Annotated in this window: 12 protein-coding genes and 1 tRNA gene; all 13 read left to right on the forward strand. The window is 46.2% G+C overall.

Annotated features, from left to right (window positions below; translation table 11 throughout):
- The first annotated feature begins 115 nt into the window (after positions 1-115).
- Positions 116-192, forward strand: a tRNA-Trp gene (locus E5672_RS13600).
- Positions 193-273: 81 nt separating this feature from the next.
- Positions 274-651, forward strand: coding sequence for a preprotein translocase subunit SecE (secE, locus tag E5672_RS13605; RefSeq protein WP_014951045.1), 378 nt, complete (start codon positions 274-276; stop codon positions 649-651).
- Between the two features lie 4 nt (positions 652-655).
- Entirely contained in the window at positions 656-1,207 is a 552-nt protein-coding gene (gene nusG / locus E5672_RS13610; protein WP_014951044.1) for a transcription termination/antitermination protein NusG, read from the forward strand.
- Positions 1,208-1,457: 250 nt separating this feature from the next.
- On the forward strand, positions 1,458-1,886 hold the full coding sequence (gene rplK, locus E5672_RS13615; RefSeq protein WP_014951043.1) for a 50S ribosomal protein L11: 429 nt from the start codon (positions 1,458-1,460) through the stop codon (positions 1,884-1,886).
- Positions 1,887-1,890: 4 nt separating this feature from the next.
- Complete coding sequence (gene rplA, locus E5672_RS13620) at positions 1,891-2,586, forward strand: 50S ribosomal protein L1 (RefSeq protein WP_014951042.1); 696 nt, start codon at positions 1,891-1,893, stop codon at positions 2,584-2,586.
- A 306-nt stretch (positions 2,587-2,892) separates the two neighbouring features.
- The gene (rplJ, locus tag E5672_RS13625; protein ID WP_014951041.1) at positions 2,893-3,411 is read left to right on the forward strand and encodes a 50S ribosomal protein L10; all 519 of its coding nucleotides are present in this window, start codon (positions 2,893-2,895) and stop codon (positions 3,409-3,411) included.
- 57 nt (positions 3,412-3,468) lie between these two features.
- Complete coding sequence (rplL, locus tag E5672_RS13630) at positions 3,469-3,846, forward strand: 50S ribosomal protein L7/L12 (RefSeq protein WP_015068303.1); 378 nt, start codon at positions 3,469-3,471, stop codon at positions 3,844-3,846.
- A 325-nt stretch (positions 3,847-4,171) separates the two neighbouring features.
- Positions 4,172-8,200: a DNA-directed RNA polymerase subunit beta gene (gene rpoB / locus E5672_RS13635; protein ID WP_136782680.1), complete on the forward strand. Its 4,029-nt coding sequence runs from the start codon at positions 4,172-4,174 to the stop codon at positions 8,198-8,200.
- 81 nt (positions 8,201-8,281) lie between these two features.
- A complete protein-coding gene (gene rpoC / locus E5672_RS13640; protein ID WP_071816177.1) occupies positions 8,282-12,454 on the forward strand; it encodes a DNA-directed RNA polymerase subunit beta' in 4,173 nt (1,390 codons plus the stop codon).
- Positions 12,455-12,763: 309 nt separating this feature from the next.
- Entirely contained in the window at positions 12,764-13,138 is a 375-nt protein-coding gene (gene rpsL / locus E5672_RS13645) for a 30S ribosomal protein S12 (RefSeq protein WP_014951037.1), read from the forward strand.
- 75 nt (positions 13,139-13,213) lie between these two features.
- Positions 13,214-13,684 carry a 30S ribosomal protein S7 gene (rpsG, locus tag E5672_RS13650; RefSeq protein WP_014951036.1) on the forward strand — a complete coding sequence of 157 codons (471 nt, stop codon included), beginning with the start codon at positions 13,214-13,216 and terminating at the stop codon, positions 13,682-13,684.
- A gap of 27 nt (positions 13,685-13,711) precedes the next feature.
- Positions 13,712-15,814, forward strand: a complete 2,103-nt coding sequence (gene fusA / locus E5672_RS13655; RefSeq protein ID WP_014951035.1) for an elongation factor G — start codon at positions 13,712-13,714, stop codon at positions 15,812-15,814.
- A 63-nt stretch (positions 15,815-15,877) separates the two neighbouring features.
- The coding region (locus tag E5672_RS13660; protein WP_240692237.1) for a GTP-binding protein at positions 15,878-16,183 on the forward strand (306 nt) is incomplete at its 3' end.

Genomic DNA, 16,183 nt, shown 5'->3' on the forward strand with positions numbered 1-16,183 from the left:
TCTTGAAAGTGGTTAAGTATAATACGCGTCCCTCCCTTGCGATACCGCACTTTCCTTAGAAAAGACGCACAACTCACAAGGGCAGTGTAAGTAAATTTTGTCTTTTAGACACCACAGGGGTGTAGTTCGAATTGGTAGAACAGCGGTCTCCAAAACCGATGGTTGGGGGTTCGAGTCCCTCCACCCCTGCCAAATTTACTTAAACTAAGAATTTTTAAGTTGCGCATTTTTTAGATGCGTAAAACAACGACGCTGTAGTGCTAGGATCGTAACATGAGCGAAAAGACGGAAAATCAGTCCAATGCATTGGACATGTTTAAATGGGTAGTGGTTTTTGCACTACTTGCCGGTTTAGTAACCGCTAATACAATGTACGGTGAGATCTCGGTACTATACCGTGCCATCGCAATTGTTGTAGTTGTTGGTATAGCTGGTTTCATCGCGGCAACTACCGAAAAAGGTAGCACCTTCTTGAGCTTTGCTAAAGAGTCTCGCACAGAAGTTCGCAAGGTTGTGTGGCCAACTCGTCAAGAGGCGAACCAAACTACACTTATCGTGCTTGCAGCGACGTTAATCATGGCACTAATTTTATGGGGACTAGACGGCATCATCGTTCGTGTAGTTGGCTTTATTACAGGAATAGGAGCATAAGCGTATGTCTGAAGAAGAAGCAGTAAAGAAAAGATGGTACGTAGTTCAAGCCTATTCACAATACGAGTCTCGCGTTAAGAAGACCCTGCTTGAATACATCAAAATGCACAATATGGAAGACTACTTCGGTCAGGTACTAGTACCAACAGAAGAAGTAGTAGAAATGCGTGCGGGTCAAAAGCGTAAATCTGAGCGTAAATTCTACCCTGGTTACGTATTGGTAGAAATGGCGATGACAGAAGAGTCATGGCACTTAGTGAAAAGCGTACCTCGCGTACTTGGTTTCATCGGCGGCACATCTGATCGTCCTATGCCAATCACGCAGAAAGAAGCTGATGCTATCTTAAATCGTCTTGAAGAGAACGTTGATAAGCCAAGACCAAAGACGCTGTTCGAGCCAGGCGAAGTTATTCGCGTTATCGATGGCCCATTTGCAGACTTCAACGGTGTGGTAGAAGAAGTAGACTACGAAAAGAGCCGCGTAAAAGTATCGGTACTTATCTTCGGTCGTTCTACTCCAGTAGACCTAGAATTTGGTCAGGTAGAAAAAGGCTAAGCCTACTCAAGCTACCGTATAGCATTTTTAAAAAGCCCCGTTTGACGGGGCTTTTTTGTATAAGGTCTCCGGTTAAAAGGCGAGAGCGTAAAAATACTGACCTTTCGATGGTTTTTTATTCTAATTAGCCCTTGCATAGTAATTAATCACCTTATATAATGCGCGCCCTTTTAAACGGAAACGGGAAGCCGATTGAGCAAATAATCTCTGTATTTGCGAGGCGTTAGACCCAAACAAGAGAGCATGTAAAATGGCTAAAAAAGTAAGCGGTATTATCAAGCTTCAGGTTGCAGCAGGCGCTGCTAACCCAAGTCCACCAGTTGGTCCTGCACTAGGTCAACACGGTGTAAACATCATGGAATTCTGTAAGGCTTTCAACGCGAAAACAGAAAGCCTTGAGAAAGGCGCTCCAGTACCAGTAGAAATTACTGTATACGAAGATCGCTCTTTCACATTCGAAACTAAGACTCCTCCTGCGTCTTACCTGCTTAAGAAAGCCGCGGGCATCAAGAGTGGTTCTGGCCGTCCTAACACTGAAAAAGTGGGTAAAGTTACTCGCGCTCAGTTGGAAGAGATTGCTAAGACTAAAGAGCCAGACCTTACTGCAGCTGATCTAGATGCAGCGGTACGCACTATCGCGGGTTCTGCTCGCTCAATGGGCTTGAACGTAGAGGACTAATCGAATGGCTAAATTAACTAAACGCGCTCGCCTAATCCGCGACAAAGTTGACTCTACTAAAGAGTACGAAATCAACGAAGCAGTAGCGCTTCTTAAAGAACTAGCAACAGCTAAGTTCGCAGAAAGCGTTGACGTATCTGTAAACCTTGGTATCGATGCGAAGAAATCTGACCAAAACGTTCGTGGTGCAACTGTACTACCTAACGGTACTGGTAAAGACGTTCGCGTTGCAGTATTCACTCAAGGTGCAAATGCTGAAGCAGCTAAAGAAGCTGGTGCAGACATCGTTGGTATGGATGACCTAGCTGAGCAAGTTAAGAAAGGCGAAATGAACTTTGACGTAGTAGTTGCTAGCCCAGACGCAATGCGTGTTGTTGGTCAACTAGGTCAAATCTTAGGTCCACGTGGCCTTATGCCTAACCCAAAAACTGGCACTGTAACGCCTGACGTTGCAACGGCAGTTAAGAACGCTAAAGCTGGTCAGGTACGCTACCGTAACGATAAGAACGGTATCATCCACGCTAGCATTGGTAAGATTGCGTTCGAAGCGAACCAAATTCAAGAAAACCTTGAAGCGCTACTTGAAGCACTTAAGAAAGCTAAGCCTTCTTCTGCTAAAGGTACATACATCAAGAAGATCAGCCTAAGCACTACAATGGGTGCTGGTGTTGCTCTTGATAAGGCTTCTGTAGGTCTTTAATTTCGCTGAGCTTAGGCTCATCGAAATCTCTTAAAGGTTATGGGTTGGAGCTGTGACAATTAGCAGTGCTAATAAGCAGCTCCCGTCCTAGACCGCAGGTGCGGTGTGGTGAAAGAGGTAAGAGAACTTTCACAGTCAACACACTGCTTAATACAACAACCTGCGCAGACGGTGGTTTGACTCAGACTCTCTGGGGTAACAAACACCGTAGAGCGGTATCAACCATGAGGGTTGGTATCAATCTGTGAACCCTGACGGCGTAAGCGGGTAACCGCAAACAAAGTCAGATACAAAGAGGTGAACTCAGTGGCACTAGGTTTAGCAGCAAAAAAAGAGATCGTAGCAGAAGTTTCTGAAGTTGCGTCTCGCGCTCTATCCGTAGCCGTTGCTGAATACCGTGGGATGGAAGTTGCAGAACTGACTGACCTACGTGTTAAAGCTCGTGAGCAAGGCGTATACCTAAAGGTTGTACGTAATACTCTTGCAAAGCGTGCTCTAGCAGACAGTCAATTTGCAGACTTAGACAGCGCCTTAACTGGTCCGCTTATCTATGGTTTCTCTATCGACGCACCAGGCGGTGCGGCACGTCTTTTCAAAGACTTCGGTAAGACTAACGATAAGCTAAAAGTTACAGCACTTTCTATTGGTAGTGGTCTTCTTGGTCCAGAGAAATTGGACGCAGTTGCAGCTCTACCTACCCGCGACGAAGCGCTTGCAAAACTTCTTGCAACCTTCAAAGCACCAGTTGGGAAATTCGTTCAAACAATCAACGAAGTTCCTGGCAAGTTTGTGCGCGTATTGGCGGCGGTCAAAGACACCAAGTAATTGGCGTTTTTGGCATATTGATTTTTTTAACATTTTATACCCAGGAGTTTAGAGAACATGGCTCTAACTAAAGAAGATATCTTAAACGCAATCGCTGAAATGCCAGTAATGGAACTGGTTGAACTTATCGAAGCGGCTGAAGAAAAATTCAACGTATCTGCTGCAGCTGCTGTTGCTGTTGCTGGTCCAGCTGCTGGCGGTGACGCTGCTGCTGCAGAAGAAAAGACTGAATTCGACGTTGTAATGACTTCATTCGGTGGCAACAAAGTTGCAGTTATCAAAGCAGTTCGCGGCGCGACTGGCCTAGGTCTTAAAGAAGCTAAAGAAGTAGTTGAGTCTGCTCCTAAAGCTATCAAAGAAGGCGTAAGCAAAGATGAAGCTGAAGCACTTAAGAAAGAGCTTGAAGAAGCTGGTGCAGAAGTAGAAATCAAGTAATCTGACATAGTCAGATTATTGCCTGAGACGGCAAGGCTGGTGGTTTTTTGAACCACCAGCCTTTTTGCGCTGTATAGTGTGTAGAATCTAACCCTTGGTTACACTACTTAAAGCGCCATTCGGAAATACCCATAAAAAGCATAAAAATCCAACAAGTTAACTAATAATTGGTTAAATTTTGTTGTATGCTGGTGTATCTGCCCGAAAAAGGGTTGTGGAAGTTTGTTGCTTAGTGCGCCATTTGAAACGTAGCTTTTAGCCCATAGCACGCGTTTTAAAGCATTTTGCAGCAGGTTGGGTCATAAATCAGCAGGCTGAGGAACCCATGGTTTACTCTTATAGCGAAAAGAAACGTATCCGTAAGGATTTTGGCAAACGCCCACAGGTATTGGAAATTCCATACCTTCTTTCAATTCAGCTTGATTCTTTCAAAAAGTTTATTGAGACCGATCCGGAAGCTCAATACGGTTTGGAAGCAGCATTTCGTTCCGTTTTTCCAATTAAAAGCTACTCAGGTAGTTCAGAGCTTCAGTATGTAAGCTACCGCCTGGGAGAGCCCGTTTTCGACGTTAAAGAATGTCAAATTCGCGGCGTAACTTTCTCTGCTCCGTTAAGAGTAAAACTACGGTTAGTGTTGTTCGATAAAGACGCTGCGCCAGGTACCGTAAAAGATATTAAAGAACAAGAAGTGTACATGGGCGAGATCCCATTGATGACTGAGAACGGTACGTTCGTTATCAATGGTACAGAGCGTGTTATCGTGTCACAGCTACACCGTTCACCTGGTGTATTCTTTGATCACGACAAAGGTAAAACCCACTCGTCAGGTAAAGTGCTTTATAACGCACGTGTAATTCCTTACCGTGGTTCGTGGTTAGACTTCGAGTTTGACCCGAAAGATAACCTATTCGTACGTATTGACCGTCGTCGTAAGTTGCCTGCAACGATTATCTTACGCGCACTTGAAATGTCATCAGAAGAAATCTTAGATACCTTCTTTGACAAAGTTAGCGTACGCATCGACAAAGACAAATTAATGATGGAAGTGGTTCCAGATCGCCTACGTGGTGAAACGGCAGCTTTTGACATTATTGACGGTGAAGGTAACGTTGTTGTTGAAACGGGTCGTCGTATTTCTGCGCGTCACACGCGTGCACTAGAAAAAGCCGGTCTTACAGAGCTTGAAGTACCAGCCGATTACCTAATTGGCCGTGTTTACGCAGCTACTTACGTAAACGAAGATACTGGCGAAGTTATTGTTACAGCGAACGACGAACTAACCCTTGAAAACCTAGCGGCGCTTAGCCAAGCAGGTATCAAAGAGTTCGAAACGCTTTACATCAACGAGCTAGATCACGGTTCATACATTTCAGATACGCTACGTATCGATTCTTCAACTAACCGCCTTGAAGCACTAGTTGAGATTTACCGTATGATGCGTCCTGGTGAGCCACCAACAAAAGATGCAGCTGAAACCTTGTTCGATAACTTGTTCTTCTCTGATGAACGTTACGACCTGTCTTCTGTTGGCCGCATGAAGTTCAACCGCCGTCTTGGCCGTGAAGAACTAATTGGTGCTGGTACACTAGACAAAGAAGACATTATTTCTGTAATGAAGCAGCTAATAATGATTCGTGACGGTAAAGACGAAGTAGATGACATCGATCACCTAGGTAACCGTCGTATCCGTTCTGTTGGTGAAATGGCAGAGAACCAATTCCGCGTTGGTCTTGTACGTGTTGAGCGTGCAGTTAAAGAGCGTCTAAGCTTAGGCGACCTAGACAACGTGATGCCACAAGATCTTATTAACGCTAAGCCTATCTCGGCTGCAGTTAAAGAGTTCTTCGGTTCATCTCAGCTTTCTCAGTTCATGGACCAAAACAACCCGCTATCAGAAGTAACGCATAAGCGTCGTATTTCTGCATTAGGCCCGGGTGGTCTTACACGTGAACGTGCAGGCTTCGAAGTTCGAGACGTACACCCGACTCACTACGGTCGTCTATGTCCAATCGAAACGCCGGAAGGCCCGAACATCGGTCTAATTAACTCATTGGCAAGCTTCGCGCGTACCAATGACTTCGGTTTCCTAGAAACGCCGTTCCGTCGCATTGTAGACGGCGTGGTAACAGACGAAATCGATTACTTATCTGCAATTGAGGAAGGTCAATTCGCAATCGCTCAGGCAAACATCGCGTTGACTGAAGCAGGCGAGTTGGTTGACGACCTAATTCCATGTCGTCACCGTGGTGAAACTACTTTGATGCCTAAAGAAGACATCAAGTACATGGACGTTTCACCTCAGCAAATCGTTTCAATTGCTGCAAGCATTATCCCATTCCTAGAGCACGATGATGCGAACCGTGCACTAATGGGTGCGAACATGCAACGTCAGGCAGTACCTACACTTCGCGCTGATAAGCCGCTAGTTGGTACCGGTATGGAAAGAACTATCGCGGTTGACTCAGGTGTTACTGTAGTTGCTAAGCGCGGTGGTGTGGTTGATTACGTAGATGCCAGCCGTATCGTTATTAAAGTAGACGAAGATGAAATGCTTCCAGGTGAAGCGGGTATCGATATCTACAACCTGACTAAGTACACACGTTCTAACCAAAACACGTGTATCAATCAGAAGCCTACTTGTAGTGTTGGCGACCCGATTGTTGCAGGTGACGTGCTAGCTGATGGTCCTTCAACAGACCTAGGTGACCTTGCACTTGGTCAAAACATGCGTATCGCGTTCATGCCGTGGAATGGTTACAACTTTGAGGATTCAATCCTTATTTCTGAGCGTGTAGCGCAGGAAGACCGTTTTACTACTATCCACATTCAAGAGCTTAGCTGTATCGCTCGTGACACTAAGCTTGGGCCAGAAGAAATTTCTTCTGATATCCCGAACGTGGGTGAATCTGCACTTAGCAAGCTTGATGAATCAGGTGTTGTCTACATTGGTGCGGAAGTGAAAGGCGGTGACATCCTTGTAGGTAAAGTAACGCCTAAAGGTGAAACGCAGCTTACGCCAGAAGAGAAACTACTACGTGCAATCTTCGGTGAGAAAGCGTCTGACGTTAAAGATACGTCTCTACGTGTACCTAACTCTGTTCACGGTACGGTAATCGACGTTCAAGTATTTACCCGTGACGGTGTAGAGAAAGACAAGCGCGCGCTAGAAATTGAAGATATGCAGCTACGTCAGGTTAAGAAAGACCTTACTGACGAGTTTGAAATTCTTGCAGACGGTATCTTTGCACGTGCACAAACTGCACTTCTACGTGCTGGTGTTGACCAAGCTAAGCTTGACAGCCTGCCGCGTGAAAAGTGGTTTGAAATCGCACTTAATAGCGAAGATGCACAGCTAGAGCTAGACCAAATCGCTGATCAGCACGCTGAAATCAAAATGGACTTCGATAAGAAGTTTGAAGGTAAGCGTCGCAAGATTACTCAAGGCGATGACCTAGCACCTGGCGTGCTTAAGATCGTTAAGGTTTACCTTGCGGTTAAACGTCACATCCAACCGGGTGATAAAATGGCCGGTCGTCACGGTAACAAAGGTGTTATCTCGACTATCCAGCCTGTAGAAGACATGCCATACGATGCTAACGGTACGCCGGTAGATATCGTTCTTAACCCACTAGGTGTACCGTCTCGTATGAACATCGGTCAGATCCTAGAAACGCACTTGGGTATGGCTGCGCACGGTCTTGGTGTGAAGATTGATCGCATGATTAAAGAGCAGCGCGAGCTGGCTGAACTACGTGACTTCTTGAAGAAGGTGTACGAGCTTGGTGAGAATCACCAAGAAGTAGACATCGATAGCTTCACAGACCACGAAGTTCGTCGTCTAGCGGAAAACCTTCGTAAGGGTGTTCCAGTAGCAACACCTGTATTCGACGGTGCTCGTGAATCTGAAATCAAAGAAATGCTGAAGCTTGCTGATATTCCAGAAAGCGGTCAGATTGCTTTGTTTGACGGTCGTACCGGTCGCGAATTTGAGCGTCCAGTTACGGTTGGTTACATGTACATGCTGAAACTGAACCACTTAGTAGACGACAAAATGCACGCGCGTTCTACGGGTTCTTACAGCCTTGTTACACAGCAGCCTCTTGGTGGTAAAGCACAGTTCGGTGGTCAGCGCTTCGGTGAGATGGAAGTGTGGGCACTTGAAGCATACGGTGCAGCATATACCCTTCAAGAAATGCTTACCGTTAAGTCGGATGACGTTAACGGCCGTACCAAGATGTACAAGAACATCGTCGATGGCGACCACAGAATGGAACCTGGCATGCCAGAGTCATTCAACGTACTACTTAAAGAAATTCGCTCGTTGGGTATCAACATCGAGCTTGAAGAAAAGTAATACGGCGTTAGCCACGTAATGTTATGAGATGGCCCGGCGCTTGCGCCGGGTTCTAGAGACTGACTCCGCTGGGAGAGTAATGTGAAAGACTTATTAAAGTTTCTAAAGCAACAAAACAAGACTGAAGAATTCGATAATATTCGAATCGGTCTGTCTTCACCTGACATGATCCGTTCATGGTCATTCGGTGAAGTTAAAAAGCCTGAAACAATTAACTACCGTACGTTCAAGCCTGAGCGTGACGGTCTGTTCTGTGCGCGTATCTTTGGTCCGGTTAAAGACTACGAGTGTCTTTGCGGTAAGTATAAGCGCCTTAAGCACCGTGGTGTTATCTGTGAGAAGTGTGGCGTTGAAGTTACACTGACTAAAGTACGTCGTGAGCGTATGGGTCACATCGAGCTAGCTAGCCCGGTAGCACACATCTGGTTCCTTAAATCACTTCCGTCTCGTATCGGCCTAATGCTAGATATGACACTTCGTGATATTGAACGTGTACTTTACTTTGAATCATACGTGGTTACAGAGCCAGGTATGACTACGCTTGAGCGCAGCCAACTTCTTAATGAAGAAGAGTACTTGGATGCACTTGAAGAGCACGGTGATGAGTTTGAAGCGAAGATGGGTGCTGAAGCAGTATTCGATCTTCTTACAGCACTAGACGTAGACGCAGATGTTGCGGCTATGCGTGAAGAGCTGCCTTCAATCAACTCTGAAACTAAGCGTAAGAAAATTACTAAGCGTCTTAAGTTGCTTGAGTCATTCCAACAGTCTGGTAACAAGCCAGAGTGGATGATCATGACGGTTCTTCCGGTACTTCCACCAGATCTTCGTCCTCTAGTACCACTAGATGGCGGCCGTTTTGCAACGTCTGACCTTAACGACCTATACCGTCGTGTTATTAACCGTAACAACCGTCTTAAGCGTCTTCTAGATCTAGCTGCTCCAGACATTATCGTACGCAACGAAAAGCGTATGCTTCAAGAGTCTGTTGATGCGCTTCTAGATAACGGACGTCGTGGTCGTGCGATTACCGGTTCTAACAAGCGTCCACTTAAGTCGCTTGCAGACATGATTAAAGGTAAGCAAGGTCGTTTCCGTCAAAACCTTCTTGGTAAGCGTGTTGACTACTCAGGCCGTTCTGTAATTACCGTTGGTCCTACGCTACGTCTTCACCAGTGTGGTCTTCCTAAGAAGATGGCACTTGAGCTATTCAAACCGTTTATCTACGGTAAGCTTGAGGGTCGTGGTCTTGCGACAACAATTAAAGCTGCTAAGAAGCTAGTAGAGCGCGAAGCACCAGAGGTGTGGGACGTACTAGACGACGTTATCCGCGAACACCCGGTACTACTTAACCGTGCACCTACACTTCACCGTTTGGGTATCCAAGCATTCGAACCAACACTAATCGAAGGTAAAGCGATTCAGCTTCACCCGCTAGTGTGTGCGGCGTACAACGCCGACTTCGATGGTGACCAAATGGCGGTACACGTTCCGTTGACAATCGAAGCACAGCTAGAAGCACGTGCACTTATGATGTCAACGAACAACATTCTGTCACCTGCGAACGGTGAGCCAATTATCGTACCTTCACAGGACGTTGTATTGGGTCTTTACTACCTAACGCGTGACAAAGTAAACGGCTTAGGCGAAGGCATGGTATTCACCAGCCCGAATGAAGCAGAAAAAGCATACCGTACAGGTAATGCTGAGCTTCACTCTCGCGTTAAAGTACGTATTACTGAATACGACATCGATGAAGATGGCAACAAAACTGAGAAAGTAACGCTAACTGACACTACTGTTGGTCGTGCGATTTTCTCATTGATCCTTCCTAAGGGTCTGCCGTTTGAAATCATCAACCAAGCGATGGGCAAGAAGCAAATTTCAAAACTATTGAATGCTTGTTACCGTACGCTTGGTCTGAAAGACACAGTAATTGCTGCTGACCAAATCATGTATACCGGTTTCCACTACGCGATGATCGCGGGTGCGTCTGTTGGTATCGACGATATGGTTATCCCTGCTGCTAAGAAAGACATCATCGATGCAGCGGAAGCAGAAGTTATTGAAATTCAGGAACAGTTCCAAAACGGTCTTGTTACCGCGGGTGAGCGTTACAACAAAGTTATCGATATCTGGTCAAATGCCAACGAAAAAGTTGCTAAGGCCATGATGGATAACCTTAAGACTGACATCGTAATTAACCGCGATGGCGAAGAAGAAGAGCAATCATCATTTAACTCAGTTTACATGATGGCCGACTCGGGTGCTCGTGGTAGTGCCGCTCAGATTCGTCAGCTAGCTGGTATGCGTGGTCTGATGGCTAAGCCAGATGGCTCAATCATCGAAACCCCAATTACGGCGAACTTCCGTGAAGGTCTGAACGTACTACAGTACTTCATCTCAACTCACGGTGCTCGTAAAGGTCTTGCGGATACCGCACTTAAGACAGCTAACTCGGGTTACCTAACGCGTCGTCTAGTAGACGTTGCACAAGACTTGGTAATCACTAACGACGACTGTGGCACATTCGAAGGTGTTCAAATGACACCACTAATCGAAGGTGGTGACGTTGTTGAGCCACTACGCGAGCGTGTACTAGGTCGTGTGGTAGCAGAAGATGTACTTAAGCCAGGTACTAACGAAGTACTAGTAGAGCGTAACGTTCTTCTAGACGAAGCGTTAGTAGACATGCTTGAAGCTAACTCAGTTGACCAAATCATGGTTCGCTCGGTAATCACTTGTGACAACGACTTCGGTGTTTGTGCGAAGTGTTACGGTCGTGACCTTGCACGTGGTCACATGGTGGGTAGCGGTGAATCGGTTGGTGTTATTGCAGCACAGTCAATCGGTGAGCCAGGTACACAGCTTACCATGCGTACGTTCCACATCGGTGGTGCGGCATCAAGAGCATCTGCTGAGAACAGCGTACAAGTTAAGACTGCGGGTAGCCTTAAGCTACACAATGCGAAATTCGTACGTAACTCTGACGGCAAAGTGGTTATCGTTTCTCGTTCAACAGAACTTACTGTTATCGACGAGCAAGGCCGTGAGAAAGAGCGCTATAAAGTACCTTACGGTGCTGTACTTAGCGTGGATGACGGTGCAACTATTGCAGCTGGCGACGTTGTTGCTAACTGGGATCCGCATAGTCACCCGATCATCACTGAACGTGCAGCTAAGATCAGCTTCGCAGACATTGATGACTCTAACACCGAAATGCAGCAAGACGAGCTTACTGGTCTAACCCGTATCGTTGTTAAAGACCTTGCGAAAGTAAACTCTAAAGAGCCTAAGCTAATTCTTGAAAGCGACGAGTTCGGTCTTCAAGAAATTCGTCTTCCAAGCTTCACAACCATCGAAGCGAAAGAAGGCAAAGTGGCTAACGAAGGTGACGTGCTAGCACGTATTCCTCAGGAAAGCTCGAAGACTCGTGATATCACGGGTGGTCTACCGCGCGTTGCGGACCTATTTGAAGCACGTAAGCCTAAAGAGCCTGCTATCCTTGCAGAAATCTCAGGTACTATCGGCTTCGGTAAAGAGACCAAAGGTAAGAAGCGTCTTGTAATTACACCTGCTGAGGGTGACGCGTACGAAGAGATGATTCCTAAGTGGCGTCAGCTTAACGTGTTCGAAGGTGAGAAAGTGGAAAAAGGCGAAGTTATCGCTGATGGTCCAGAGTCTCCGCACGATATCCTACGTCTACGTGGTATCTCTGCAGTAGCAAACTACATCGTGAACGAAGTTCAGGAAGTTTACCGTCTACAGGGTGTTAAGATTAACGATAAGCACATTGAAGTAGTTATTCGTCAGATGCTACGTAAGTGCATTATCACTAATCCAGGCGATACGCAGTTCCTTGAAGGCGAACAGGTTGAAGTATCGAACGTTAAAGTGGCTAACCGTGAAATTGAAAAACACGGCAAGATCCCAGCGCAGTACGAAACACAGCTGCTTGGTATCACTAAAGCGTCACTGTCTACTGAGTCATTTATCTCAGCGGCATCGTTCCAAGAAACAACACGTGTTCTAACTGAAGCTGCGGTTCAAGGTAAAGAAGATGACCTACGCGGTCTGAAAGAAAACGTAATCGTTGGTCGACTAATTCCAGCGGGTACAGGTTTCGCTTACCACGAACGCCGTGCACAACGTCGCAAAGAGCAAATCGAAGAAATGTCAGTTTCTGCTGCTGAAGCAGAACAGGCACTAACCGAAGCGCTTAATGCTGGTGCAGACGAAGATACTGCCGAATAAGGCAAGATCATAGGAGTACGTTAACGTACTCCTAACAATTTGGCAGTCATGTTGTACAGATTGCAGATAAATTAACTGCTTAACCTTTGTACACCTTGACAGTCAGAGCGATGATCTTTAATATTCCGCGACCCGATTTTGGATAGCCAACAAGTGGCTCGATAAACGGTCGCGGTTTTTTGTATCAGCGCTCAGTGAATGTTGACGAGCACAATGTTCACAAACAAGAGCGATTAAACAATTAATCGCATTAATATGGACCCAATCACAGTGATTGGGTTTTCGTAGTTTTTAATCAGGAGCTAGTTAATGGCAACAGTTAACCAGTTAGTGCGCAAGCCGCGTAGAAAGCCCGTTGAAAAAAGCAACGTAGCTGCTCTACAAGCTTGTCCACAAAGACGTGGTGTATGTACTCGTGTATATACTACTACGCCTAAGAAACCAAACTCTGCACTACGTAAAGTATGTCGTGTACGTCTAACTAACGGTTTTGAAGTTTCTTCATACATCGGTGGTGAAGGTCACAACCTACAAGAGCACAGTGTAGTACTTATCCGTGGTGGTCGTGTTAAAGATCTACCAGGTGTTCGTTATCACACAGTTCGCGGTACTCTTGACTGCGCAGGTGTAAACGATCGTAAACAAGCCCGTTCTAAGTACGGCGCGAAGAAGCCTAAGTCATAACGGTTCTCCGTTAGTAAGGCCAAACTGAAGTTTAAGAGTTTTGGGTTTTCCCTGAATTCATACGGAGAATAGAAAATGCCAAGAAGAAGAGTCGTAGGTCAACGTAAAATCCTACCAGAGCCAAAATTTGGTTCACAACTGCTTGCGAAATTCATGAATGTCGTAATGCTCGACGGCAAAAAGTCAGTCGCTGAAAAAATCGTTTACGGTGCGCTTGATATTGTTGCTGAAAAAACCGGCAAAGCACACCTAGATATCTTCGAGGAAGCGCTTGATAACATCCGCCCAACAGTAGAGGTTAAGTCTCGTCGTGTTGGTGGTTCAACTTATCAGGTTCCAGTTGAAGTACGTCCAGTTCGTCGTAACGCGCTAGGTATGCGTTGGATGGTAGAAGCTGCACGTAAACGTGGCGAGAAGTCTATGGCACAACGCCTAGCGGCTGAAATGCTAGACGCAGCAGATAATAAAGGTTCAGCGGTTAAGAAACGTGAAGACGTTCACCGTATGGCCGAAGCAAACAAAGCGTTTGCTCACTACCGTTGGTAATCAACGTTATTTAACTGAGAGAGATTTATGCCTCGTAAGACCTCGATTGAGCGTTATCGCAATATTGGTATTGTGGCTCACGTGGACGCGGGTAAAACCACGACCACAGAGCGTGTTCTGTTTTATACAGGACTGTCTCACAAAATCGGTGAAGTGCACGATGGTGCTGCTACCATGGACTGGATGGAGCAAGAGCAGGAGCGTGGTATTACTATCACGTCTGCTGCAACCACTTGTTTCTGGTCTGGTATGGAGCAACAGTTCGATCAACACAGGATCAACATCATCGACACCCCTGGACACGTTGACTTTACTATCGAAGTAGAGCGTTCATTGCGTGTTCTAGACGGTGCAGTTGTTGTTTTCTGTGGGTCTTCTGGGGTAGAACCTCAATCAGAGACAGTCTGGCGACAGGCTGACAAATATCAAGTGCCACGCCTTGTGTTCGTTAATAAGATGGACCGGGCTGGCGCTGATTTTGAACGTGTTGTGGGTCAAATCCGCAAGCGTTTAGGCGCAAACTGTGTTCCGATTCAAATCAACATGGGCGCTGAAGAGAATTTCCATGGCGTCATCGACCTTGTGAAGATGAAAGCCATCAACTGGAATGAAGAAGACATGGGTATGACATTTACCTATGAAGACATTCCGGCTGAATATTTAGATACCGCTGAGCAGTACCGCACAGAAATGATCGAAGCGGCTGCAGAAGCTTCTGATGAGCTAATGAATAAATACTTAGAAGGCGAAGAGCTTTCTGAGGAAGAGATTCGTTCAGGCCTTCGTCAGCGTACGCTGAACAACGAAATTGTTCTTGCCACCTGTGGCAGTGCCTTCAAAAACAAAGGTGTTCAGGCAGTACTAGACTCTGTTATTCATTACCTTCCGTCTCCAACAGAAGTTAAGGCCATCACAGGTGTACTTGACGACAAAGACGAGACTGAAGCAGAGCGTCATTCAAGCGACGATGAGCCGTTCTCAGCGCTAGCATTTAAAATAGCGACCGACCCATTTGTGGGTACGCTAACCTTCTTCCGCTGTTACTCTGGTGTAGTAAATACGGGTGATACGGTTTACAACCCTGTTAAGGGCAAGCGTGAGCGCTTTGGTCGTATCGTGCAGATGCACGCGAAAGACCGTGAAGAAATTAAAGAAGTACGTGCAGGTGACATCGCTGCGGCCATTGGCCTTAAAGATGTTACAACCGGTGATACGCTTTGTGATCCTAACCATGTTATTACGCTAGAGCGTATGGAGTTCCCAGAGCCGGTAATTTCAATTGCGGTTGAGCCTAAGTCGCAAGCTGACCAAGAGAAAATGGGCATTGCCCTAAGCAAGCTTGCAGCTGAAGATCCGTCATTTAAAGTAAAAACTGACGACGAGACAGGCCAGACGATTATCTCAGGTATGGGTGAACTTCACCTTGATATCATTGTCGACCGCATGAAGCGCGAATTTAAAGTTGAATGTAACGTAGGTAACCCGCAGGTTGCTTATCGTGAAACCCTTCGTAAATCTGTAGAAGTGGAAGGGAAGTTCGTTCGTCAGTCAGGCGGCCGCGGCCAATTTGGTCATGTATGGCTGCGCATTGAGCCTCAAGAAGAAGGTTCAGGGTACGAATTTGTGAACGAAATCGTCGGTGGTGTGGTACCAAAAGAGTTCATTCCAGCGGTCGATAAAGGAATTCAGGAGCAGATGCGAAGTGGTGTTCTTGCAGGGTATCCGGTACTAGATGTAAAGGTTACGTTGTTTGATGGTTCATACCACGATGTTGACTCTTCTGAAATGGCGTTTAAGATCGCCGGCTCTATGGGTTTCAAAAAAGGCGCCGCAGAAGCAAATCCGGTGTTACTTGAACCCACAATGAAAGTTGAAGTGACTACTCCAGAAGACTGGATGGGTGATGTAGTTGGTGACATTAATCGTCGCCGCGGCATGATCGAAGGTATGGAAGATGGCGTCGCAGGTGTTAAAATAATACGTGCTAAAGTGCCGCTTTCAGAAATGTTTGGCTACGCAACTGACTTGCGTTCACAAACACAAGGTCGTGCTTCATACTCAATGGAGTTCTTCAATTATTCTGAGGCGCCGAACAATGTGGCGCAGGCTATTATTGAATCTAGAATTTAATCTAAATGAAGGTTCGGTCCGGTCTATTGGTGGGTCGGACTTTTAACTTAGGAAACGAGAAAAATGGCAAAAGAAAAGTTTGAACGTACGAAACCCCACGTAAACGTGGGTACAATCGGCCACGTTGACCACGGTAAAACTACGCTAACTGCAGCTATCACTACAGTTCTTTCAAAGACTTACGGTGGTAACGCACAGGCTTTCGATCAAATCGATAACGCGCCTGAAGAAAAAGCACGTGGTATCACCATCTCTACTTCACACGTAGAATACGATACTCCTACTCGTCACTACGCTCACGTAGACTGCCCAGGACACGCTGATTACGTTAAAAACATGATCACTGGTGCTGCTCAGATGGACGGTGGT

Origin of the sequence: Alteromonas portus (assembly GCF_005117025.1) — a bacterium.
In the GTDB taxonomy this organism is placed as follows: Bacteria; Pseudomonadota; Gammaproteobacteria; order Enterobacterales; family Alteromonadaceae; genus Alteromonas; species Alteromonas portus.

Excerpts from the sequence above, each read along its gene's own strand:
- secE (WP_014951045.1), top strand. The coding sequence starts at position 274 with ATGAGCGAAAAGACGGAAAATCAGTCCAATGCATTGGACATGTTTAAA.
- nusG (WP_014951044.1), top strand. The coding sequence starts at position 656 with ATGTCTGAAGAAGAAGCAGTAAAGAAAAGATGGTACGTAGTTCAAGCC.
- rplK (WP_014951043.1), top strand. The coding sequence starts at position 1,458 with ATGGCTAAAAAAGTAAGCGGTATTATCAAGCTTCAGGTTGCAGCAGGC.
- rplA (WP_014951042.1), top strand. The coding sequence starts at position 1,891 with ATGGCTAAATTAACTAAACGCGCTCGCCTAATCCGCGACAAAGTTGAC.
- rplL (WP_015068303.1), top strand. The coding sequence starts at position 3,469 with ATGGCTCTAACTAAAGAAGATATCTTAAACGCAATCGCTGAAATGCCA.
- rpoB (WP_136782680.1), top strand. The coding sequence starts at position 4,172 with ATGGTTTACTCTTATAGCGAAAAGAAACGTATCCGTAAGGATTTTGGC.
- rpsL (WP_014951037.1), top strand. The coding sequence starts at position 12,764 with ATGGCAACAGTTAACCAGTTAGTGCGCAAGCCGCGTAGAAAGCCCGTT.
- rpsG (WP_014951036.1), top strand. The coding sequence starts at position 13,214 with ATGCCAAGAAGAAGAGTCGTAGGTCAACGTAAAATCCTACCAGAGCCA.
- fusA (WP_014951035.1), top strand. The coding sequence starts at position 13,712 with ATGCCTCGTAAGACCTCGATTGAGCGTTATCGCAATATTGGTATTGTG.